At 66.7% G+C, this 19,411-nt stretch carries 16 protein-coding genes and 4 tRNA genes; 15 read left to right on the forward strand and 5 right to left on the reverse strand.

Features of this window, described 5'->3' with window-relative positions; translation table 11 throughout:
* Positions 1-238: 238 nt before the first annotated feature.
* The 4 genes from ppk2 to hemA all read right to left on the reverse strand — a co-directional run bounded on the left by ppk2 (position 239) and on the right by hemA (position 5,149).
* A complete protein-coding gene (gene ppk2, locus AC5P65_RS05035) occupies positions 239-1,021 on the reverse strand; it encodes a polyphosphate kinase 2 (protein ID WP_111099048.1) in 783 nt (260 codons plus the stop codon).
* Between the two features lie 75 nt (positions 1,022-1,096).
* Entirely contained in the window at positions 1,097-2,800 is a 1,704-nt protein-coding gene (locus AC5P65_RS05040) for an O-linked N-acetylglucosamine transferase, SPINDLY family protein (RefSeq protein WP_111099049.1), read from the reverse strand.
* Positions 2,801-2,805: 5 nt separating this feature from the next.
* Positions 2,806-3,888: a peptide chain release factor 1 gene (gene prfA / locus AC5P65_RS05045; protein ID WP_019661162.1), complete on the reverse strand. Its 1,083-nt coding sequence runs from the start codon at positions 3,886-3,888 to the stop codon at positions 2,806-2,808.
* Positions 3,866-5,149 (reverse strand): glutamyl-tRNA reductase, encoded by a 1,284-nt coding sequence (hemA, locus tag AC5P65_RS05050; RefSeq protein ID WP_111099050.1) that lies wholly within the window; start codon positions 5,147-5,149, stop codon positions 3,866-3,868. Before hemA ends, prfA begins: the two co-directional genes overlap by 23 nt.
* Before the next feature lie 63 nt (positions 5,150-5,212).
* On the opposite strand from hemA, the gene AC5P65_RS05055 reads away from it, so the two are divergent.
* From AC5P65_RS05055 to ychF, 9 genes are all read left to right on the forward strand, one after another.
* Complete coding sequence (locus AC5P65_RS05055; protein WP_171952421.1) at positions 5,213-6,898, forward strand: tetratricopeptide repeat protein; 1,686 nt, start codon at positions 5,213-5,215, stop codon at positions 6,896-6,898.
* Complete coding sequence (gene lolB, locus AC5P65_RS05060; RefSeq protein ID WP_495215458.1) at positions 6,895-7,554, forward strand: lipoprotein insertase outer membrane protein LolB; 660 nt, start codon at positions 6,895-6,897, stop codon at positions 7,552-7,554. The genes AC5P65_RS05055 and lolB overlap by 4 nt, the downstream gene beginning before the upstream one ends.
* On the forward strand, positions 7,551-8,420 hold the full coding sequence (gene ispE / locus AC5P65_RS05065) for a 4-(cytidine 5'-diphospho)-2-C-methyl-D-erythritol kinase (protein WP_021202247.1): 870 nt from the start codon (positions 7,551-7,553) through the stop codon (positions 8,418-8,420). The genes lolB and ispE overlap by 4 nt, the downstream gene beginning before the upstream one ends.
* Positions 8,421-8,431: 11 nt before the next feature.
* Positions 8,432-8,508: transfer RNA gene (locus tag AC5P65_RS05070), tRNA-Gln, on the forward strand.
* Positions 8,509-8,648: 140 nt separating this feature from the next.
* Positions 8,649-9,608, forward strand: a complete 960-nt coding sequence (locus AC5P65_RS05075) for a ribose-phosphate diphosphokinase (protein ID WP_005415400.1) — start codon at positions 8,649-8,651, stop codon at positions 9,606-9,608.
* 109 nt (positions 9,609-9,717) lie between these two features.
* A complete protein-coding gene (locus AC5P65_RS05080; RefSeq protein ID WP_005415401.1) occupies positions 9,718-10,335 on the forward strand; it encodes a 50S ribosomal protein L25/general stress protein Ctc in 618 nt (205 codons plus the stop codon).
* Between the two features lie 48 nt (positions 10,336-10,383).
* Positions 10,384-10,962 (forward strand): aminoacyl-tRNA hydrolase, encoded by a 579-nt coding sequence (gene pth / locus AC5P65_RS05085; RefSeq protein WP_111099052.1) that lies wholly within the window; start codon positions 10,384-10,386, stop codon positions 10,960-10,962.
* A 41-nt stretch (positions 10,963-11,003) separates the two neighbouring features.
* Entirely contained in the window at positions 11,004-11,585 is a 582-nt protein-coding gene (locus tag AC5P65_RS05090; RefSeq protein ID WP_180832800.1) for a DMP19 family protein, read from the forward strand.
* 98 nt (positions 11,586-11,683) lie between these two features.
* Complete coding sequence (ychF, locus tag AC5P65_RS05095) at positions 11,684-12,775, forward strand: redox-regulated ATPase YchF (RefSeq protein ID WP_043403185.1); 1,092 nt, start codon at positions 11,684-11,686, stop codon at positions 12,773-12,775.
* Positions 12,776-13,389: 614 nt separating this feature from the next.
* Here ychF and AC5P65_RS05100 read toward each other — a convergent pair.
* Positions 13,390-16,128 carry a TonB-dependent receptor plug domain-containing protein gene (locus AC5P65_RS05100; protein WP_111099054.1) on the reverse strand — a complete coding sequence of 913 codons (2,739 nt, stop codon included), beginning with the start codon at positions 16,126-16,128 and terminating at the stop codon, positions 13,390-13,392.
* Positions 16,129-16,298: 170 nt separating this feature from the next.
* Here AC5P65_RS05100 and AC5P65_RS05105 point away from each other — a divergent pair, with 170 nt between their 5' ends.
* The 6 genes from AC5P65_RS05105 to AC5P65_RS05130 all read left to right on the forward strand — a co-directional run.
* Positions 16,299-17,318, forward strand: a complete 1,020-nt coding sequence (locus AC5P65_RS05105; RefSeq protein WP_111099056.1) for a cyanophycinase — start codon at positions 16,299-16,301, stop codon at positions 17,316-17,318.
* A 138-nt stretch (positions 17,319-17,456) separates the two neighbouring features.
* Entirely contained in the window at positions 17,457-18,473 is a 1,017-nt protein-coding gene (locus AC5P65_RS05110; RefSeq protein ID WP_021204466.1) for an isoaspartyl peptidase/L-asparaginase family protein, read from the forward strand.
* Positions 18,474-18,610: 137 nt separating this feature from the next.
* Positions 18,611-18,696, forward strand: a tRNA-Tyr gene (locus AC5P65_RS05115).
* Between the two features lie 24 nt (positions 18,697-18,720).
* Positions 18,721-18,794: transfer RNA gene (locus AC5P65_RS05120), tRNA-Gly, on the forward strand.
* 49 nt (positions 18,795-18,843) lie between these two features.
* Positions 18,844-18,919 (forward strand) — tRNA-Thr (locus tag AC5P65_RS05125).
* Positions 18,920-18,960: 41 nt separating this feature from the next.
* Positions 18,961-19,411, forward strand: a 451-nt coding sequence (locus tag AC5P65_RS05130; RefSeq protein ID WP_495215461.1) for a GTP-binding protein, incomplete at its 3' end; no start/stop codon positions are given.

Raw genomic sequence — 19,411 nt, forward strand, 5'->3', positions numbered from 1 at the left:
CGGATCTGACCCCAGGCGCTATTCCGACAGATCGTAGAGATCTGTCGAAGGCGGGGTGGGTCCGCTTGCGGGGGCGTGAGCCGCATGGATGCGGCGACCGAGCCTACATGGACGTATTTACGGCGTCCCCCGCAAGCGGACCCACCCTGCCTACCCACAGGAAACCCGCTTCTGCTTCGGCTGTTGCTGTTGCCTTGGTTCGTAGCAGGTGCAGGGCCGCAGGCCCTGCCGACCCACCCTAATCCTCGACCGGGAAGTTCTCGATCGGCTTCAGCACATCGTAGTGCTCGCGATGCAGCTTGCCCTTCAGCTTCGGCAGCTCGGGCAACGGTGCATCCACCCGCGTATCGGGCAACCGGTCCAGCAGGTTGCGTACCAGCGTCAGCCGGCCCAGCCGCTGGTCGTTGAAATCCACCAGCGTCCACGGTGCCGCCTCCCGATGCGTCGCGCGCAGCATCGCCTCGCGGGCCTCGGTGTACGCGCTGTACTTGCTGCGCGACTTCAGGTCCACCGGGGAGAGCTTCCAGCCCTTCAGCGGATCGAGATGGCGCTCGGCGAAGCGCTTCTCCTGCTGCTCCTGGTCCACGCACAGCCAGTACTTGAACAGCAGGATGCCGTCGTCCACCAGCAGCTGTTCGAACACCGGCGCCTGGCGCAGGAACTGCTGGTACTCGGTCTCGCTGCAGTAGCCCATCACCCGTTCGACGCCTGCGCGGTTGTACCAGCTGCGGTCCATCAGCACGATCTCGCCGGCGGCGGGCAAGTGCGAGGCGTAGCGCTGGAAGTACCACTGCGTGGCTTCGCGGTCGGTGGGCTTGGGCAGTGCCACCACGCGGCACTGGCGCGGGTTGAGGTGCTGGCTGATGGCCTGGATCGCGCCGCCCTTGCCCGCCGTGTCGCGCCCTTCAAACAGCACCAGCAGGCGTTGCCCGCTGTGCTGCACCCAGCGCGCCATGGCGGTCAGCTCCAGCTGCAAAGGCAGCAGCAGTTCGTCGTAGTCCTTGCGCTTGAGCTTGGCCATCGTCACACCCGCGGGGAGGAAGCCCGAGCGTAGCGCAGGGGCTGCCCAGGCGATGTCGACGCTACCTGGTCGCGCTTACCCTGCTGCGCCCGTCCAGCCGTTCTCACGTGCCAGTTGCTGCACCAACGCTGACAGATCGCGGGCAAACCCGCCCATGTCGAACAGCCCGCTGCGCTCGCGCGCCTGTGCCAGTTCAGCGCGCAACGCGGCCAGCGCCGCCGGGTCATTGCCCAGCGCGCTGGCGGTGGTGATGAACGCCGCATCGTCGGCGACATTCATCCGCGCCAGTCCCAGATGGTGGTTGAGGCTGCCGGCCACGCGCGCGGCGAACGTGTCGCCGGGGCAGGTCAGCACCGGGCAGCCGGCCCACAGCGCGTCGGACGCGGTGGTGTGGGCGTTGTACGGATGCGTGTCGAGGAACAGGTCGGCCAGCTGATAGCGGGCCAGATACTGCGGATGCGGCAGTTTGGCCATGAACACCAGCCGCGTTGGGTCCAGGCCAGCGGCCTGTGCGGCGCTGCGCAGGCGGGCGTCGGCATGGCCGGGGCCGGACAGCAGCCACAGCACGCTGCCGGGCACCGCCTGCAGCACTGCGAAGGCGCGGCCCATGCTGCGCGGGTTGAGCTTGTAGCTGTTGTTGAAGCAGCAGAACACGACGCCGTTTCCGGGCAACCCGCACTCGGCGCGGGACGGTGCCGGCTCCAGCATGCGGGTGTTGTCCGAGGGCTGGAAGGCACGCGGCAGGCGCAGCACCCGTTCGCTGTAGTGCGGCTCCAGTGAAACTGGCAAAACGAAGCTGTCGCCGATCACGGCATCCATCCACGGCGCCCCGGACGTGCCGGGGTAAGCCAGCCAGTTCAACTGCAGCGGGGCAGGGCGCATCGCCAGTACCTCCGGCGTGCCGCCGCCGCCCCAGCCGCGCAGGTCGAACAACAGGTCGATGCCCTGTGCGCGGATGCGTGCGGCAGTGTCTGCATGGCGCAGGCCAGCCACATCATGCAGCTGTGTGGCCGTCTGCAGGCGCTGGCGGATGCGGCTGCCGTCGTCGCGGTTCAGCGCGAACAGATGCAGCTGCAACGCCGGGTCATGACGCAGCTGCTCGAACAGGGCCACGGTCAGCAGCCCGGTGGGATGGGCGCCAAAACCATTGGAAAGGAAACCGACCCGCAAGGGGCCGTGCGCGCGCACCTTCACGGCAGGAAGGGGACGTACCCCCGAAGCAATCACCGCGGCGCGCGCGCGCGCGCAGGCCAGCTGTTCGGCTGCGGTGGCATCCTCGCTGAGGAACGCGAACGGTTCGACCACACCTTGGCCGCTGGCCAGTGCGCCACGCACTTGTGTGGCCAGTGCGTCCACGTCCTGCCAGTCGCACAGGCGACGCTGCCAGGCCAGGCGCTGGGCGGCGATATAGGGTTCGCCCGGCATCAGCGCATGCGCGCGGCGATAGGCCGTCGCCGCCCCTTCGGCATCATCGGCATCTTCCAGTGCATGGCCCAGCCACAACGCGATGCCCGGGTGCTGCGGGGCCAGTGCCGAAGCCTGGCCCAGCAGCTTCGCTGCATCGCCATGTGCGCCGGCCATCCAGGCCACGCGGCCCAGCCGCGCCAGCGCTTCGGGGTGGTTGGGGCGCAGTTGCAGTGCGCGTCGTGCGGCCTGCTCGCCGGCAGCGATGTCGCCGGCTTCCAGTTCCAGGTCGGCCAGCATCACCCAGGCCACGAAGTCGCCGGGCTGGCGCGCGATCGCCTGCTGCAGGTGCTGTCGCTGCTGCCAGGCCGTCATCGTGATCAGTCCGCCGACAACTGCGCCAGGGCGTCGACCTGGTGTTCGTGGCTGAGTCGCTGCAGCAGCGGGTCGAGGTCGCCGGCCAGGATGTTGGGCAGGTCGTACAGGGTCAGGCCTTCCACGCGGTGGTCGGTGATCCGGCCCTGCGGGAAGTTGTAGGTGCGGATGCGCTGGCTGCGGTCGCCGCTGCCGACCTGCAGGCGCCGCGATTCGGCCTGCGCCGCGTCCTGGCGCTGGCGTTCGGCATCGAGCAGCTGCGCCTTCAGGCGCTTCATCGCCTTGTCGCGATTGGCGTGCTGGCTGCGTTCGGTCTGGCATTCCACCACTACGCCGGTCGGCAGGTGGGTGATGCGGATCGCCGACTCGGTCTTGTTGACGTGCTGGCCACCGGCGCCGGACGAGCGGAACGTGTCCACCTTCAGGTCGGCGGGGTTGATGACGATGTCATCGACTTCGTCGGCCTCCGGAATGATTGCCACGGTGGCCGCCGAGGTGTGGATGCGGCCCTGCGATTCGGTGGCCGGCACGCGCTGCACGCGGTGCGTGCCCGATTCGAACTTCAGGCGCGAGAACGCTCCCCGGCCGACCACGCGTGCCACCACCTCCTTGTAGCCGCCGTGTTCGCCCGGGCTGTCCGATTCGATCTCGACCTTCCAGCCCTGGCGCTCGGCATAGCGGGCGTACATGCGGAACAGGTCGCCAGCGAAGATCGCGGCTTCGTCGCCGCCAGTGCCGGCGCGCACTTCCAGGAACAGGTTGCCTTCGTCGCGCGGGTCGCGTGGCACCAGCAGCAATGCGAGCTCCTGCTCCAGCGCCTGCAGGCGCGCCTGCGCGGCGGCGATCTCCTCGTCGGCCAGCTCGCGCAGATCGGGATCGGCGCGCATGCCTTCGGCGGCGGCCAGGTCGGCCTTGGCACGGGCTTCATCGGCCAGTGCAGTGGCAACCGGTTCAAGTTGGGCGAATTCGCGCGAAAGGTCGCGGAAACGGGTGTTGTCGGCGACCACATCGGGTTCGGCGAGCAGGCGTTCCAGTTCTTCGCGGCGCTCGGCCAGCGCTTCCAGCTTACGGCGCAGGGTCGGCGTCATCGGGTCTCACGGGTGGGTGGCGGTAACCCGGCGTGGCCGGGAACAGGCGCTCGGCGGCGCGGGTCAGGTCGGCATCGCCACTCAGCGCGGCGGCGCGCAGTGCGGCGGTCGGCGGGTGCAGCAGGCGGTTGGTCAGGCCGTGGGCCAGCAGTTCCAGCACTTCGTCGGCGGGCTTGCCGTTGGCCAGCTGCTGGCGCGCGCGCTCCAGCAGCTCGGCACGGGTGGCTTCGCCGAACGCGCGCAGCTGCCGCAGTGGTGCCTGGTGGGCGCTGGCCTGCTGGGTCTCGATGAAGCGCGATACCTGCAGGTCGATGATCGCCTCGGCCTCGGCAGCGGCCTCGCGGCGGCCACGACGGTTGTCTTCCACCGCGCGTTCCAGGTCATCGACGGTGTAGAGGAAGGCGTCGTTGAGCGTGCCGACCTCGGCTTCGATGTCGCGCGGCACGGCCAGGTCGAACAGCAGCATCGGCTTGTGCCGGCGCGCGCGCAGGGCCTTGGCCACCATCTCGCGATGGATCACCGGTTCGCGCGCAGCGGTGGCCGAGAACACGATGTCGGCCTCGCCCAGGTGACGGTCCAGTTCGGTCAGCGGCAGGGCCACGCCACCATGGCGGCTGGCCAGTTCCTGCGCGTGGGCCAGGGTGCGGTTGGCGATCAGCAGCCGCCGCACCTTGCCTTCACTCAGGTGCCGTGCAGCCAGTTCGATGGTCTCGCCGGCACCGACCAGCAGCACAGCGGAATCGTCCAGACGGGCGAACGCGTTCTGTGCCAGGCGCACGGCCGCCGAGGCCACCGACACCGGGTTGGTGCCGATCTGGGTATCGGTCCGCGCACGCTTGGCCACCGAGAAGGTCTGCTGGAACAGGCGGTCCAGGCGCTGGCCGAGCAGGCCATGGTCGCGCGCGGTCGACCAGGCGTCCTTCACCTGGCCGAGGATCTGCGGTTCGCCCAGCACCATCGAGTCCAGCCCGGTGGCAACGCGAAACAGGTGGCGCACAGCTTCGGCATCGGCATGCTGGTACAGATAGCCCTGCAGGTCACCGGCCTGGCTGCGCAGCCACTGGTCCAGCGCCTGTGCCGACTCGGCCACGGCGTACAGTTCGGTGCGGTTGCAGGTGGACAGCAGCACCGCCTCGGCAATCTGCGGGGTATCGCGCAGCGAACCGAGCGCGCGCGGCAACGCCTCACCGGCGAAGGCCGCGCGCTCGCGCAGCTCCACCGGTGCGGTCTGGTGATTCAGTCCGAGCACCCACAGGGTCATTGTTCAGTTGCTTGCGATAAGCTGCTGGCCATTGGACGACATTTTAAGGCCCCGATGCCGACGATGCCCGCATTGATTCGCATCCCCAGTGTTCTGCTGCTGTCCCTGGCCTGCAGCCAGGCCCTGGCGGCGGTGCCGGCCAAGGCCCCTGTAAGGGCCCCGGCCACTGAGGAACTGGCGCTGGAACCGGTGATGGCCGGTGAGTTCGCGCTGCAGGCCGGCAAGCTGGCCGAGGCGGCGCGCTGGTACCTGCAGGCGGCCCAGCAGACCGACGGCGACGCCGGCCTGGCCGAGCGCGCGACCCGTATCTCCATGCTGGCCAACGATGATGCCAGCGCCGCCAAGGGCCTGGCCCTGTGGCAGCAGCGCGCCCCGCGCTCGTTGACCATGCGCAGCGCCGCCGGTGCGCTGGCCATGCGCCAGGGCGATGTGAAGGCTGCCCGCACCGAGCTGCAGGCGCTGCTGGCCGACCCCGACGAGCGCGGCTGGAAGTTCGCTCTGGCCGCGCTGATCGGCGGTGGCCGCGACCCGGCGGTGCCGGCGCAGGTGCTCGGCGAGCTGGTCGATGCCAATGCGATTCCGCCGAAGATCGAGGCCTGGCAGGAGTTCGGTCGCCTGGCCCTGCGCATGGAAAAGCCCGAGCTGGCGCGGCGGATGATCGATGAGGTGGTCAAGCGCTTCCCGGAAGAGCCACGTGTGGCACTGCTGCGCGCCAGCCAGTTGCAACAAGCGGGCGAGACCGACAAGGCGCTGTCGCTGCTGCACGATGTGGAGCCGAAGACGCGCCAGGACCCGGAACTGCGCAATGCGGTGGCCATCGCCTACGACAGCCTGGGGCAGCCTGCTGCGGCCGAGCGCGTGCTGGCGTTCGGCCCGCAGGACGTGCAGACCTGGGGCATGCGCGCCTCGCTGCTGGCCAAGCAGGGCGACAAGGCAGCGCTGTCCAATCTCTACAACGAACTGTCGCGGCAGGCGGCCAAGCCGGACCCGGCGCAGCGCCTGCTGCTGGGCAAGATCGCCGAGTACCTGAAGCGCTATCCGGAGGCGGTGCAGTGGTACCACAGCGTGCCCGGCGGCGATGAGCTGAGCGAAGCACGCCTGCGCGCGGCCAATGCCCAGGCCCTGGCCGGGCGCCTGCCGCAGGCCCTGGATGAAGTGCACGCGATCCAGTCCGATGCGGTGGTCGATGACGATGTGCGTCGCGACGCCTATCTGCTGGAGGCTGAACTGCGCCAGCGTGGCGATGACAGTGCCGGCGAACTGGATGCATTGGCCCGCGGCCTGGCCGCCTACCCGGATGACAACGGCCTGCTGTACGCCCGTGCACTCGCCTGGGAGCGCCGCGACGATATCCCGCGCGCCGAGGCCGACCTGCGCAAGATCCTGGTGACCGACCCGGAAAACGTGCCGGCCCTGAATGCCTTGGGCTACACCCTGGCCGACCGTACCGGCCGCCTGCAGGAAGCGCTGGAGCTGATCGACCGCGCCCGCGTGGCCGAACCGGACAACGCCGCCATCGTCGACAGCTATGGGTGGGTGCTGTATCGCCTGGGTCGCAAGGAAGAAGCACTGGTGCAGCTGCGCCGGGCCTGGACCCTGGCCAAGGACCCGGAGATCGCTTCCCACGTTGGCGAAGTGCTCTGGGTGCTGGGCAAGCATGACGAGGCCCGCCACTTCTTCGAAGAAGCGGCCAAGCTCGATCCTGAAAACCGCGCGCTGCTGCGCGCCCGCGAGAAATTCAATCCATGAGTGTTTCCCTGATCCGGCCGCTGCTGTTGGCGGCCGTGACCCTGGCGGTGACCGCCTGTACCAGCGTGGGCACGCAGAAGACCCCGGCGCCGGCGGTGGTCGAGGTTGTTTCAGCCGAAGCGGCGCAGGCCGAGGCGGCGCGCGTGGCCGCGCTGCAGGCACAGCCGGACTGGGCTTTCCAGGGCCGGGTCGCGGTCAGCAAGGGCAAGGTCGGCGGCAGCGGACGCATCGACTGGAAGCAGGAAGGACGCCGCTATGTGGTCGAGCTGAGCGCGCCGGTGACCCGGCAGAGCTGGAAGCTGGCCGGCGATACCCATTCCGAAGCCGGCCGCCTGGAAGGACTGGCCGGCGGGCCGCGTGACGGCGAGGACGCCCAGCAGCTGCTGCTGGAAGCGACCGGCTGGGACATACCGGTCAACCAGCTGCCGCAGTGGATCCGTGGCCTGGTGGCCGGCGATGCTGCCGGTCCGGAGAAGGTCGAGCGCGACGCTGACGGCCGGCCGCGCCGCATGCAGCAGATGGGCTGGCAGGTGCAGTATCTGGACTGGTACCCGGCCGAGGCCGGACGCCCGGCGCTGCCGCGCCGGATCGAGGCCAGCAATGGCGACGCCAAGGTGCGCCTGCTGGTGGACCAGTGGGGGCAGGGCGCCCCATGAGTGCCGGGCACGATGACGCGGGCTGGTCCTGGTGGCCGGCCCCGGCCAAGCTGAACCTGTTCCTGCACATCACCGGCCGCCGCGCCGACGGCTACCACGAGCTGCAGACGGTGTTCCGCCTGCTGGACTGGGGCGATCGCATTGGCCTGCGCCTGCGTGAAGACGGCCAGGTGCGCCGTGAGGGCGAGGGCCTGGCCGGCGTGGCCGAGGCTGATGACCTGGCGGTGCGTGCCGCGCGCCTGCTCCAGGAAGCGGCAAAGGTCGAGCAAGGTGCAGACATCATCGTCGAAAAGCACGTTCCCGCCGGGGGTGGGTTTGGCGGGGGGTCGTCCGACGCGGCCACGGCGCTGGTGGTGCTGAACCGGCTGTGGCGGGCGGGTCTGGATGAAGAGGCTTTGGCGGCGCTGGGCCTGCGCCTGGGCGCAGATGTGCCGGTATTCGTGCGCGGGCGCAACGCCTGGGCCGAAGGCGTGGGCGAGCGCCTGCAGCCGATCACTCTGGCCCCGGCCTGGTACGTGCTGGTCGAACCGGGCGTTCATGTTCCTACGCCAGCACTGTTTGCAGACCCGGATTTGACGCGCGACAGCCCAGTGGCGAAAATAGAGGACTTCGCTTCCGGGACCTTGGTCGGGAATGCGTTCGAACCGGTGCTGCGCCGCCGTGAGCCTGCCGTCGAGGCAGCGTTCGCCGCGTTGAGCGACATCGGCACGGCGCGGCTGACCGGTTCGGGAAGTGGTTGTTTCGTCGAGTTCGCATCGCAGTCTGCCGCAGAGCAGGGACGGTCGAAGTTGCCGAAGGAGTTGCGGGCAAGGGTGGCAGCGGGCGTAGCGCGTTCGCCACTGCTGGATGCACTCGAGCAACACTGATTTATCACTGCAGGGGCGTCGCCAAGAGGCCCAAGGCACCAGGTTTTGATCCTGGCATTCGTAGGTTCGAATCCTACCGCCCCTGCCAATAGCGGCTGTGTCCGCGCCTTCCAGCGCATCGCCCGCGCGGGACGTGGAAACAACCGCGGTGTTGTCAGCAGCAAGGGTCCATCGGGGTCCTTGCCGACTCCGGATCCCCGCCACTCGTCCCCGCCCGAGACAATCATGATGCAAGAGTCCCCGAACCTGCTGGTCTTTTCCGGCAACGCCAACAAACGTCTGGCGCAGAATATCTGCAAGGAACTGGGGGTTCGCCCGGGCAAGGCGCTGGTCTCGCACTTCTCTGATGGCGAAGTGCAGGTGGAGATCGAAGAGAACGTCCGCAAGCAGGACGTGTTCGTGATCCAGCCGACCTGCGCGCCGAGCGCGGAAAACCTGATGGAACTGCTGGTGCTGATCGACGCGCTCAAGCGCGCATCGGTGGCCAGCGTGACCGCCGTGGTGCCGTACTTCGGCTACTCGCGCCAGGATCGCCGCATGCGTTCCTCGCGCGTGCCGATCACCGCCAAGCTGGCGGCGAAGATGTTCAGCACCGCTGGCGCTGATCGCGTGCTGACCGTCGACCTGCACGCCGACCAGATCCAGGGCTTCTTCGATATTCCGGTGGACAACGTGTATGCGTCCCCGCTGCTGCTGGCCGACATCTGGCGCGCCTACGGCACCGAGAACCTGATTGTTGTGTCGCCGGACGTGGGCGGCGTGGTCCGCGCCCGTGCGGTGGCCAAGCGCCTGGATGACGCCGACCTGGCGATCATCGACAAGCGCCGCCCGCGCGCCAACGTCTCCACCGTGATGAACATCATCGGTGACGTCGAAGGCAAGACCTGCGTGATGGTCGATGACATCGTCGACACCGCCGGCACCCTGTGCGCCGCTGCCGCTGCCCTGAAGGCGCGCGGTGCGCTCAAGGTCGCTGCCTACTGCACCCACGCGGTGCTGTCGGGCCCGGCGGTGGACAACATCACCAATTCCCAGCTCGACGAGCTGGTGGTGACCGACACCATCCCGCTGAAGGACGCGGCGCGGGTGTGCAGCAAGATCCGCCAGCTGAGCGTGGCGGAAATGCTGGCTGAAACGATGCGCCGCATCGCCTTCGGTGAGTCGGTCAGCTCGCTGTACGTCGACTGAGTTTTCGCCCCTGCCGGCAACGGCGGGGGCATACCCCGGGTGCTTCTGGTCGCGGAAGCATCTTCAACCGCCACGCCGCAGGGCGCGGCAACAACCTGAGTAGTCGAAAATGTCGAAGACCCATGAAATCAAGGTCACCAAGCGTGAACTGCAGCGTAAGGGTGCGAGCCGCCGCCTGCGTCACGCCGGTGTGATCCCGGCCATCGTGTACGGCGGCAACGCCGAGCCGGTCGCCATCAGCCTGGACCACAACGAAATCTGGCTGGCCCAGCAGAACGAGTGGTTCTATGCCTCGATCCTGGACCTGAACCTGGATGGCCAGGTGCAGAAGGTCCTGCTGCGTGACATGCAGCGCCACCCGTACAAGCAGCTGATCATGCACCTGGACTTCCAGCGCGTGAACGAGAACGAAGCCCTGACCGCTTCGGTCCCGCTGCACTTCGTCAACGAAGACACCTCGCCGGCCGGCAAGGCTGCCGACGTCGTGGTCACCCACGAACTGAAGGAAGTGACCATCACCTGCCTGCCGAAGGACCTGCCGGAGTCGATCGAAGTCGACCTGGGCGAGCTGAAGGCCGGTGACGTGGTGTACCTGTCCGACATCAAGCTGCCGAAGGGCGTGGAAATCCCGGCCCTGGCGCTGGGCAAGGACCACGACGACGCCATCGTCACCGCCAAGGCCGGCAAGGCCGACGCGGCCGACGAAGAAGCGGCTGCCGCCGAGTAATACCGCTACGGTGCCTGCCTGCGGGCAGGCACCGTACTGGAAGGAACCATGGCAGGACTGCGACTGATCGTCGGTCTGGGCAACCCCGGATCGGAACACGCCCGGACCCGGCACAATGCCGGGTTTCATTTCGTTGAGGCCCTGGCGGAGAAAGCCGGTGCGCGATGGAATGTGGACAGCAAGCTGTTCGGTGAGACCGCCAAGGTCGAGATCGCCGGGCAGACGGTGTGGCTCCTCAAGCCCGCCACCTTCATGAACCTCAGCGGCAAGTCGGTCACCGCCGCGCAGCGGTTCTGGAAGATCGAGCCGGAGGAAACCCTGCTGGCCCACGACGAACTGGACCTGCCGCCCGGCGCGGCACGGCTGAAGTTCGACGGTGGCCACGGCGGTCAGAACGGTCTGCGCGACACCATCCGCCTGCTCGGCCATGGCAAGTTCCATCGCCTGCGCGTGGGCATCGGCCATCCCGGCCACAAGGACCGCGTGGTGGGTTGGGTGCTCGGCCGCCCGTCCAAGGACGACGACGTGCTGATCGCGCGCGCCATCGACGATGCGATCGACGTCATGCCGCTGGCGGTACAGGGCGATTTCAGCGAAGCGATGAAGCGGCTGCACACCCCGCGCTGACCATGACCGACCCGCGTACTCCCTGCACCGTGTGTGGCGCCATGATCCTGCTTGCGACGGCGGCCCGGAACAATGGGCTCTGCATGCCCTGCCGGAATGGCACGCGGCAACGCATGGAAGAGGCGAGGGTGCGAAACAAGGAAATGCGCGAAGAGCGGGACCGATACGAGAATTCCGCTGCAGGGCGCCACTGGAACTGGCTGGTGGAACAGGAAGGCGGTTCGGGTTGTGGATTCTCTGGGCTACTTGTGCCAGACCAGCGCTACTTCGCGGTTTCGGTGACAAGCAGCGAAGTCTGGCGTGGCGGTATTGGTACGTACTTCGACAGTTACTCGGGTGCCTATTACGAAGAGACGCTCGCAGGTCTTGAAGAAATGGGGCTGGTCGAACTGGCCGACGTGCTGAAAGAAGCCAAAATGGTGCTGTTCGGTGATGAAGCCGTGCCCAAGGATGAAGGTGTCCGCTGGGAGAAAATGTACGGTCAGCATAATGAGTTGCCGGACGGTGTCGGAGTCCTCCTGGACCGCTTGAGCCAGAGATTTTGTGAGACTGAGGAGAGGCTAGAGCTTTCTGCTGCACTGCAGACCTACGCTGAGAAGCACAAGCTGTACGCTGCGTTCTAGCTTGGGCTACTGGAAGGACGATTGGGGATTGAGGGCATGCCCGCAGGCGAGTCTTGAATCCCGAATCATCCACTTACACTCAAACCCGGATTCAACCCATGGGTATCAAATGCGGCATCGTCGGCCTGCCCAACGTCGGCAAGTCGACCCTGTTCAATGCGCTGACCAAGGCGGGTATCGCCGCGGCGAACTTCCCGTTCTGCACCATCGAGCCGAACGTCGGCATCGTGCCGGTGCCGGATCCGCGCCTGAACGAGCTGGCAGCGATCATCAACCCGCAGAAGGTCATCCCGACCGCGGTCGAGTTCGTCGACATCGCCGGCCTGGTGGCCGGTGCCGCCAGCGGTGAGGGCCTGGGCAACAAGTTCCTGGCGCACATCCGCGAAGTCGATGCGATCACCCACGTGGTGCGCTGCTTCGAGCACGGTGACATCGTGCACGTCGCCGGCAAGGTCGACCCGATCTCGGACATCGAAACCATCGATACCGAGCTGGCGCTGGCCGACCTGGACAGCGTCGAGAAGGCGCTGAACCGTGCCGAGCGCGCGGCCAAGGGCGGCGACAAGGATGCAGCGGCGCGCAAGCCGGTGCTGGCCAAGCTGCAGGCGGCACTGTCCGACGGCAAGGCTGGTCGTTCGGTCGGCCTGGATGATGAAGAAAAGGCGCTGGTACGCGACCTGTTCCTGCTGACCCTGAAGCCGGTGATGTACATCGCCAACGTGCTGGAAGACGGTTTCGAGAACAACCCGCACCTGGAAGCCGTGCGCGCGCATGCCGCCGCCGAAGGCGCGCAGGTGGTGCCGGTGTCGGCCGCGATCGAAGAAGAGCTGTCCCAGCTCGACGACGAAGACCGCGATACCTTCCTGGCCGACCTGGGCCTGAGCGAGCCGGGCCTGAACCGCGTGATCAACGCGGCCTACAGCCTGCTGGGCCTGCAGACCTACTTCACCGCAGGCGTGAAGGAAGTCCGCGCGTGGACGGTGCGCAAGGGTGCCACCGCCCCGCAGGCTGCCGCGGTCATCCACACAGACTTCGAGAAGGGCTTCATCCGCGCCGAAACCATCGCGTATGACGACTTCATCAAGTACAAGGGCGAAGCCGGCGCCAAGGAAGCCGGTCGCCTGCGCCTGGAAGGCAAGGAATACCGCGTGCAGGAAGGCGACATCCTGCACTTCCGCTTCAACGTCTGATCCAGCGGCATCGGATCAACCCCGGACGCCCCGCCTCGTGCGGGGCGTTCGCGTTTCTGAATATGGATAAAAAATCACCACGCTTCGAAACGCCTGCGCTGCAATGCTCGCACCCACTTGTCCACACCAAGTTCCCATCGCTTTCCACGCCGCATGTGGAAAACCGGCGAAGCCGATGTAGAGCCGAGCCCATGCTCGGCTGATGCCAGCCGGAGCCGAGCGTGGGCTCGGCTCTACAAGGGGCTCGCCCGCGCGACCTGGACAGATTTTCACCACGCTTCGAAACGCCTGCGCTGCAATGCTCGCACCCACTTGTCCACACCAAGTTCCCATCGCTTTCCACGCGTGGTGTGGAAAACAACGGGAGGCGTGGATAAAAAATAACCACGCCCGGAAATGCCTGCATCGCAACGCTCGAACCCACTTGTCCACATCAAGTTCCCATCACTCTCCACGCATTGTGTGGAAAACCCCGGTGGCCCGCTCTGATAGCCGCCCACCTTGGTGGGCGCGCGGCGAGACAGTGCCCGCCAAGGTGGGCATCTACCAGAGCGCAAATGACAAGGCCCGCCAATGGCGGGCCTTGTCGTCCACGTCCTGCAAGGCGGCGCGCCTTACAGCGCGGTGCCGCCAAACTTGTGGGTGTACTGCAGGTTGATGGTGCGGCCGACGCTGTCGAACCAGGACACGTCGTAGTACGGGTACGCGGTATACGTGGTGTCCTTCGGCGGCATCTTGTTGAACACATTGACCACCGACAGCGACAGGCGCGAGTGGTCGTCGAAGCGGTACTGCACCGAGGCGTTGTAGCGGTAGGTTGCCTTCACGTACGGGCTGTCGCCGCTGTCCCAGTCGAACGACTGGTCGTAGCTGTCCGAAGTTGGCAGCTTGCCCAGGCGCGAGCCATAGACCGTCGCCGACCACGCGTCCTTCTCCCAGGTCACGCTCAGGCTGGTCTTGGTACGCGGGATGTCGAATCCGCTGTTGACCGCGAACTGGTCCAGGGTCGGGTCACCGGGGTAGCGCTGGAAATCGTGCTTCTTCACCCAGGTGTGGGTGCCGTTGAGGATGAAATCGCCGATGCCGGTCTGCATGCGGTAGCGCAGGCCGACGTCGATACCGGAGGTCGATTCGCGGGCGACGTTGATCGGAGCGACGCGCACGCCGTATAGGCGGCCATCACCGGTGCGGGTGATGCGGTCGAGCGCGTCCACGCAGGTCGGCGAGTTGATGTCGGCAGTACCCAGGCGGCAGTTGGCTTCGTTGGCCAGGAGCGTGCGAACGTCCATGTCCTGCACCTGCTTGCGCATGTCGATGTCAAACCAGTCCACGGACAGGTCCAGGCCGATCGCCGGCGACCAGACGAAGCCTGCACTCCACGAGGTGCTGGTTTCCGGGTCGAGCTGGCGGTTGCCGGTGCGGCTGCGGATCAGGTTGCGCTCGTAGTCGGAACAGTCGCTAGCGCCATCGGCGCGGCAGCTGTACAGGTCTTCGGCGGTGGTCTCGTCGTTGCCCGGTCCGGCGAACACGTAGTGCAGGTCCGGCGCGCGGAACGCGGTGCCATACGAACCGCGTACCAGCAGCGTGTCGATCGGGCGCCATTCCAGACCGCCGCTCCAGGTCGCCTTGCCGATGGTGTGGCCGGAATAGCGGTACTGGTCGTAGCGGCCGGCCACGCTCAGGTTGACCGTCTCGTGCAGCGGCATGCGCAGCTCGGCGGCGGTCGCCCAGCGGTTGCGCGAGCCCTGGCCGTCCGAATCCTTCCAGCTGTAGTAGTAGTACTGGGTGGCCAGCGGATCGGGATTCAGCGCATAGGCCTGCTGGCCCACTTCCACGGTCGCGGCGAACCCGGCATCACCGCCCGGCAGGCCGAACAGCGCGGAATTGGTCAGCGTGAATGCAGCCGTCTCGGTGCGCGACTTCGGCGAATAGGTAGTGCGTGCGGCAATCGAATCGTACTCGGCGCGGGTCAGCGGCCGGTACAGCCGCGACGGGTCCGCGTTGTAGATCGGGAAACCGTCGTCGTCCACGCCCAGCTGCGGGCCCAGGAACAGGTCATTGGCCTTGGCGGCGATGATCTGCGCCCAGCTGATCCGCGACTGGTACTGCGAATGGCTCAGCGCCGCTTCGTAGTCCCAGTTGCCGGCCAGATTGCCCTTGAAGCCGGTGGTCACGCTGAAGGTCTTCTGCGTGCTGCGGACCATCGCATTGCGCAGGCCCCCCATTTCCTCGGGTGAGAACTGGCGCTGCCAGAACTCGATCTCGCCGGTGGCCTGGTTGTTGAAGTAGCCCGACTCATCGCCATTGGCGTCCATGCGGCCCCACTTGGTGACGTCGCGCATCAGCGACATCGTGTGGTAGCCCAGCTGCACATCGGCGAACCATTGCTGGCCGTTGTCGAAGTCGTAGCTCAGCGAGGCGTAGCCATTGGCGCCGCGGCGCTTGCTGAGGATGGTGCCGTAGCCGATCGAGCTGTCGCTGCCGCAGTAGTAACCGTAGCGCGGGCGGTAGGCGCGATAGGTGCTGCCCTGGTTCTGCCCGGCCAGCGCTTCGCAGGTGGCCGCGCCCGGATCCAGGTAGTCGTCGTTGTAGTCCGTACGCAGGTAAGCGCGGCGGGCGATGCGCGAGCCCTCGGTGGGGCCGTCCTGGGTCGAATCCTGGATGTCGCGCTCATAGGCCCACAGCGGGGTCTGCGACTGCAGCTCGACGCTGTACACGGCGTTGAAGTTGCCGCGGCTGAAGCCGCTGGCCAGGCTCATGTCGAACGACTCGCCACCGCCTTCGCTGGTGGTGCCCATGCGCATGTCGATCGTGGTGCCGTCGGCCTTTTTCTTCAGGATGAAGTTGACCACGCCGGCGATCGCGTCCGAGCCGTAGATGGCCGAGGCACTGCCGGTCAGCACTTCGATGCGCTCGATCATTCCCAGCGGGATGTTGGAGACGTCGGTGAAGTTGCTGCGGCCCTTGAACGGCATCGGGAAGTCGGCGATGCGGCGGCCGTTGACCAGTACCAGCGTGTGGTTCGGGCCGAGGCCACGCAGGTCCACCTGCTGGGCGCCGGGCGAGAAGTCGGCGCCGCTGGAGGACTGCTGGCTCTGCGTCTCACCGCCGTTCTGGGTCATTGCACGCAGCACGTCCGGCACGCTGGTGAAGCCGCTGGAGCGGATCTGTTCGGCGTTGATCACCGTGATCGGGGCGGGGCCTTCCACCTGGGCGCGCGGAATGCGCGAGCCGGTGACCTGCACCGCGTCCAGCTGTTGCACCGAAGAGGAAGCCGGTGCCTGGGCCGCCGCGGAAGCAGCCACGCCCATCAACGCCAGCTGGATCGACCACGCCATCGCCTGTCTACGCATGAGGAATTCTCGGAAATGAAGCCGGCCCGCAGAGGAGGGGCCCTGTCCCCCATTCAGATTTCCGGAACGGGCGCGCGCATTTAACGCCTTTTTCATGTCCTTGACTACTGGGTCCCTATCTGGCAAAGAGTGGAAACGCTTGCAAGTCGATTTTGTTCAGGGAGATCAAGATGCGACGCCTCCATCGGACCGTGCGTGCCCCCTTCGCCTGGCTGGCGCTGTTGGTCTTGGCCGTGCCGTTGGTCGCCCTTGCGCAGGACCTGCAGGGCCCGGGCTTCGCCTACTACGAAGCCGGCGATCTCGACGCGCCCCGGCCCGGTCCGCGCGCACCGGCCATGATGCTGATGGGCGGTGGCGAATGGGTGCCGGAGGCCTTCCACTGGTGGCTGAAGCAGGCTGGCAATGGCCGCGTGCTGATCCTGCGCGCTTCTGGCAGTGATGAGCTGCAGGACCGCCTGTACCGCGAGATCGGCGGTACCACCGCAGTGCAGACGCTGGTCTTCGACAGCCGCCGCGGCGCCGACGATCCGGCCGTGCTGCGCGTGGTTGCCGCCGCCGATGCCATCTTCATTGCCGGTGGTGACCAGTCGCGCTACATCCGCTTCTGGAAGGGCACTGCGCTCAACCGCGCGCTGAATGCCCATGTGCGCGCTGGCAAGCCGATTGCCGGTACCAGTGCGGGGCTCGCCATCCTCGGTGGCTATGCCTACGGCGCGATGGACGGCGGCAGCATCACCTCCGCCGGTGCGCTGGCCGACCCGATGGGCAGTGCGGTGACCATGGACAGTGGCTTCCTGCAGATGCCCTACCTGCAGCGCGTGGTCACCGACACCCACTTCGACAAGCGCGACCGGCTCGGTCGCCTGATCGTGTTCGTGGCGCGCGCCGCCCAGGACAGTGGCGACCCCGGCATCGTCGGCATCGGCGTCGACGAGGACACCGCCCTGTGCGTGGAGCCTGATGGCCAGGCGCAGGTCTACAGTGCTGACGGCGAGGGCAAGGTCTGGGTGGTCAGCCCCGGCCGCGATGCCGACCGCCTGGTCGAAGGTGAGCCGCTGCGCTTACACGCGGTGCCGGTAACGGTGGTCGCCAGCGGCAGCCGCATGCGCCTGGATGACTTCCAGGCCGAGGCCGACTATCAGGCCGTGGCCGACGTCAGCGATGGCGAGATCGAAGTCATCCGCCAGTGACCCGGCGATCCTGTGGCCACGCATGGGATGCTGTAGAGCCGAGCCCGCGCTCGGCTGCTCTTCAATCGAGGCATCAGCCGAGCATGGGCTCGGCTCTACGATGATGCCTCCCTTGCCCACCTGCTGGAGACGTATCCGATGAAACTGCGCCTGGCGCTGTCTATGCTGCTGTCCCTGCCCATGCTTGCCCAGGCCGCACCGGCCGCTTCACCGCTGCTGGTCATCCACGGCGGCGCCGGCGTCGAGCGCAAGGACCTGTCGCCGGCCGAGGAAAAGGCCGCACGTGACGCGCTGCGGGCAGCACTGCTGAAGGGTCATGCGGAACTGGTGGCCGGTCGCCCTGCGCTCGCAGCGGTCACTGCGGCGATCACCGTGCTGGAGGACGATCCCACCTTCAACGCCGGCAAGGGCGCAGTGTTCACCCACGACGGCCGCAACGAGCTGGATGCGGCGGTCATGGATGGCGCGAACCAGGCGGCGGGCGCGGTGGCGGGCGTGCAGCGGGTGCGCAACCCGATCCTGCTGGCGCAGACCGTGATGCAGAAATCCCGCCACGTGATGATGGTCGGGCAGGGCGCCGAAGCCTTCGCCGCCGAGCAGGGCATTCCTCTGGTCGATCCCTCCTACTTCCGTACAGAGAAGCGTTGGCAACAGCTGCAGCGCGCCCTCAAGGAAGAGGCCAGTGGCCAGGCACATGCCGACCTGGAGACTGCAAAGCACTTCGGTACCGTTGGTGCGGTCGCATTGGACGCGCAGGGGCATCTGGCCGCCGGCACCTCCACCGGGGGCATGACCAACAAGCGCTACGGCCGGGTCGGTGACTCGCCGATCATCGGTGCCGGCACCTGGGCCGACGCACGCTGCGCGGTGTCCGGCACCGGGTGGGGCGAGTACTACATCCGCACTGCGGCCGCGCACGAGATCTGTGCGCGCATGCGCTACCAGGGGCAGAGCCCGGAGCAGGCCGGCAAGGGCGTGATCAACGAGACGATTCCGCAGATGGGCGGCGACGGCGGTGCGATCGTGCTCGGCGCAGACGGAAAAATGGCCACGCCGTTCAACACCCAGGGCATGTATCGGGGCTGGATCGGCGGCGACGGCGTCCCTCATGTCGCAATTTTCGCCAACGAGACCCTGCCGGTTCCCGGGCAATAACCTTGCGTATCAATGGGTTTGCGACAGCGTGTGAAAAAAATGGAAAAAAGCGTTGACAGCCCCCCGTCCCATCAGCAGAATAAGCGGCTCACCACCACACACCGCAACGCTTCGGCGGCAGCGGGTTGGGGTGGTAAGGAGGGATACCCAAGCGGCCAACGGGGGCAGACTGTAAATCTGCTGGCTTACGCCTTCGGTGGTTCGAATCCACCTCCCTCCACCAGTTTCACGTTGTGACATTCCCGGCGCGGGAGTAGTTCAATGGTAGAACCTCAGCCTTCCAAGCTGATGGTGCGGGTTCGATTCCCGTCTCCCGCTCCATTGAATGAACTTTGAATATTATCGAGTTCATGTCATAATGCAAAACTCGGCTCACGTAGCTCAGTCGGTAGAGCACTTCCTTGGTAAGGAAGAGGTCGAAGGTTCGATTCCTTTCGTGAGCACCATCTCAAGCATCACCTCTCAGACGAATTCGAGATAAGCAGCCATGGCCAAGGGTAAGTTCGAGCGCACCAAGCCGCACGTCAATGTCGGCACCATCGGTCACGTCGACCACGGCAAGACCACGCTGACCGCCGCACTGACCAAGATCGGTGCCGAGCGCTTCGGTGGCGAGTTCAAGGACTACTCCTCGATCGACGCCGCTCCGGAAGAAAAGGCGCGTGGCATCACGATCTCGACCGCGCACGTCGAATACGAATCCCCGATCCGTCACTACGCCCACGTTGACTGCCCGGGCCACGCCGACTACGTCAAGAACATGATCACCGGTGCCGCCCAGATGGATGGCGCGATCTTGGTGTGCTCGGCCGCTGACGGCCCGATGCCGCAGACCCGCGAGCACATCCTGCTGTCGCGTCAGGTCGGCGTGCCGTACATCGTCGTGTTCCTGAACAAGGCCGACATGGTTGACGACGCCGAGCTGCTCGAGCTGGTCG

The organism is Stenotrophomonas sp. YJH_SMC_48-3, assembly GCF_059369375.1.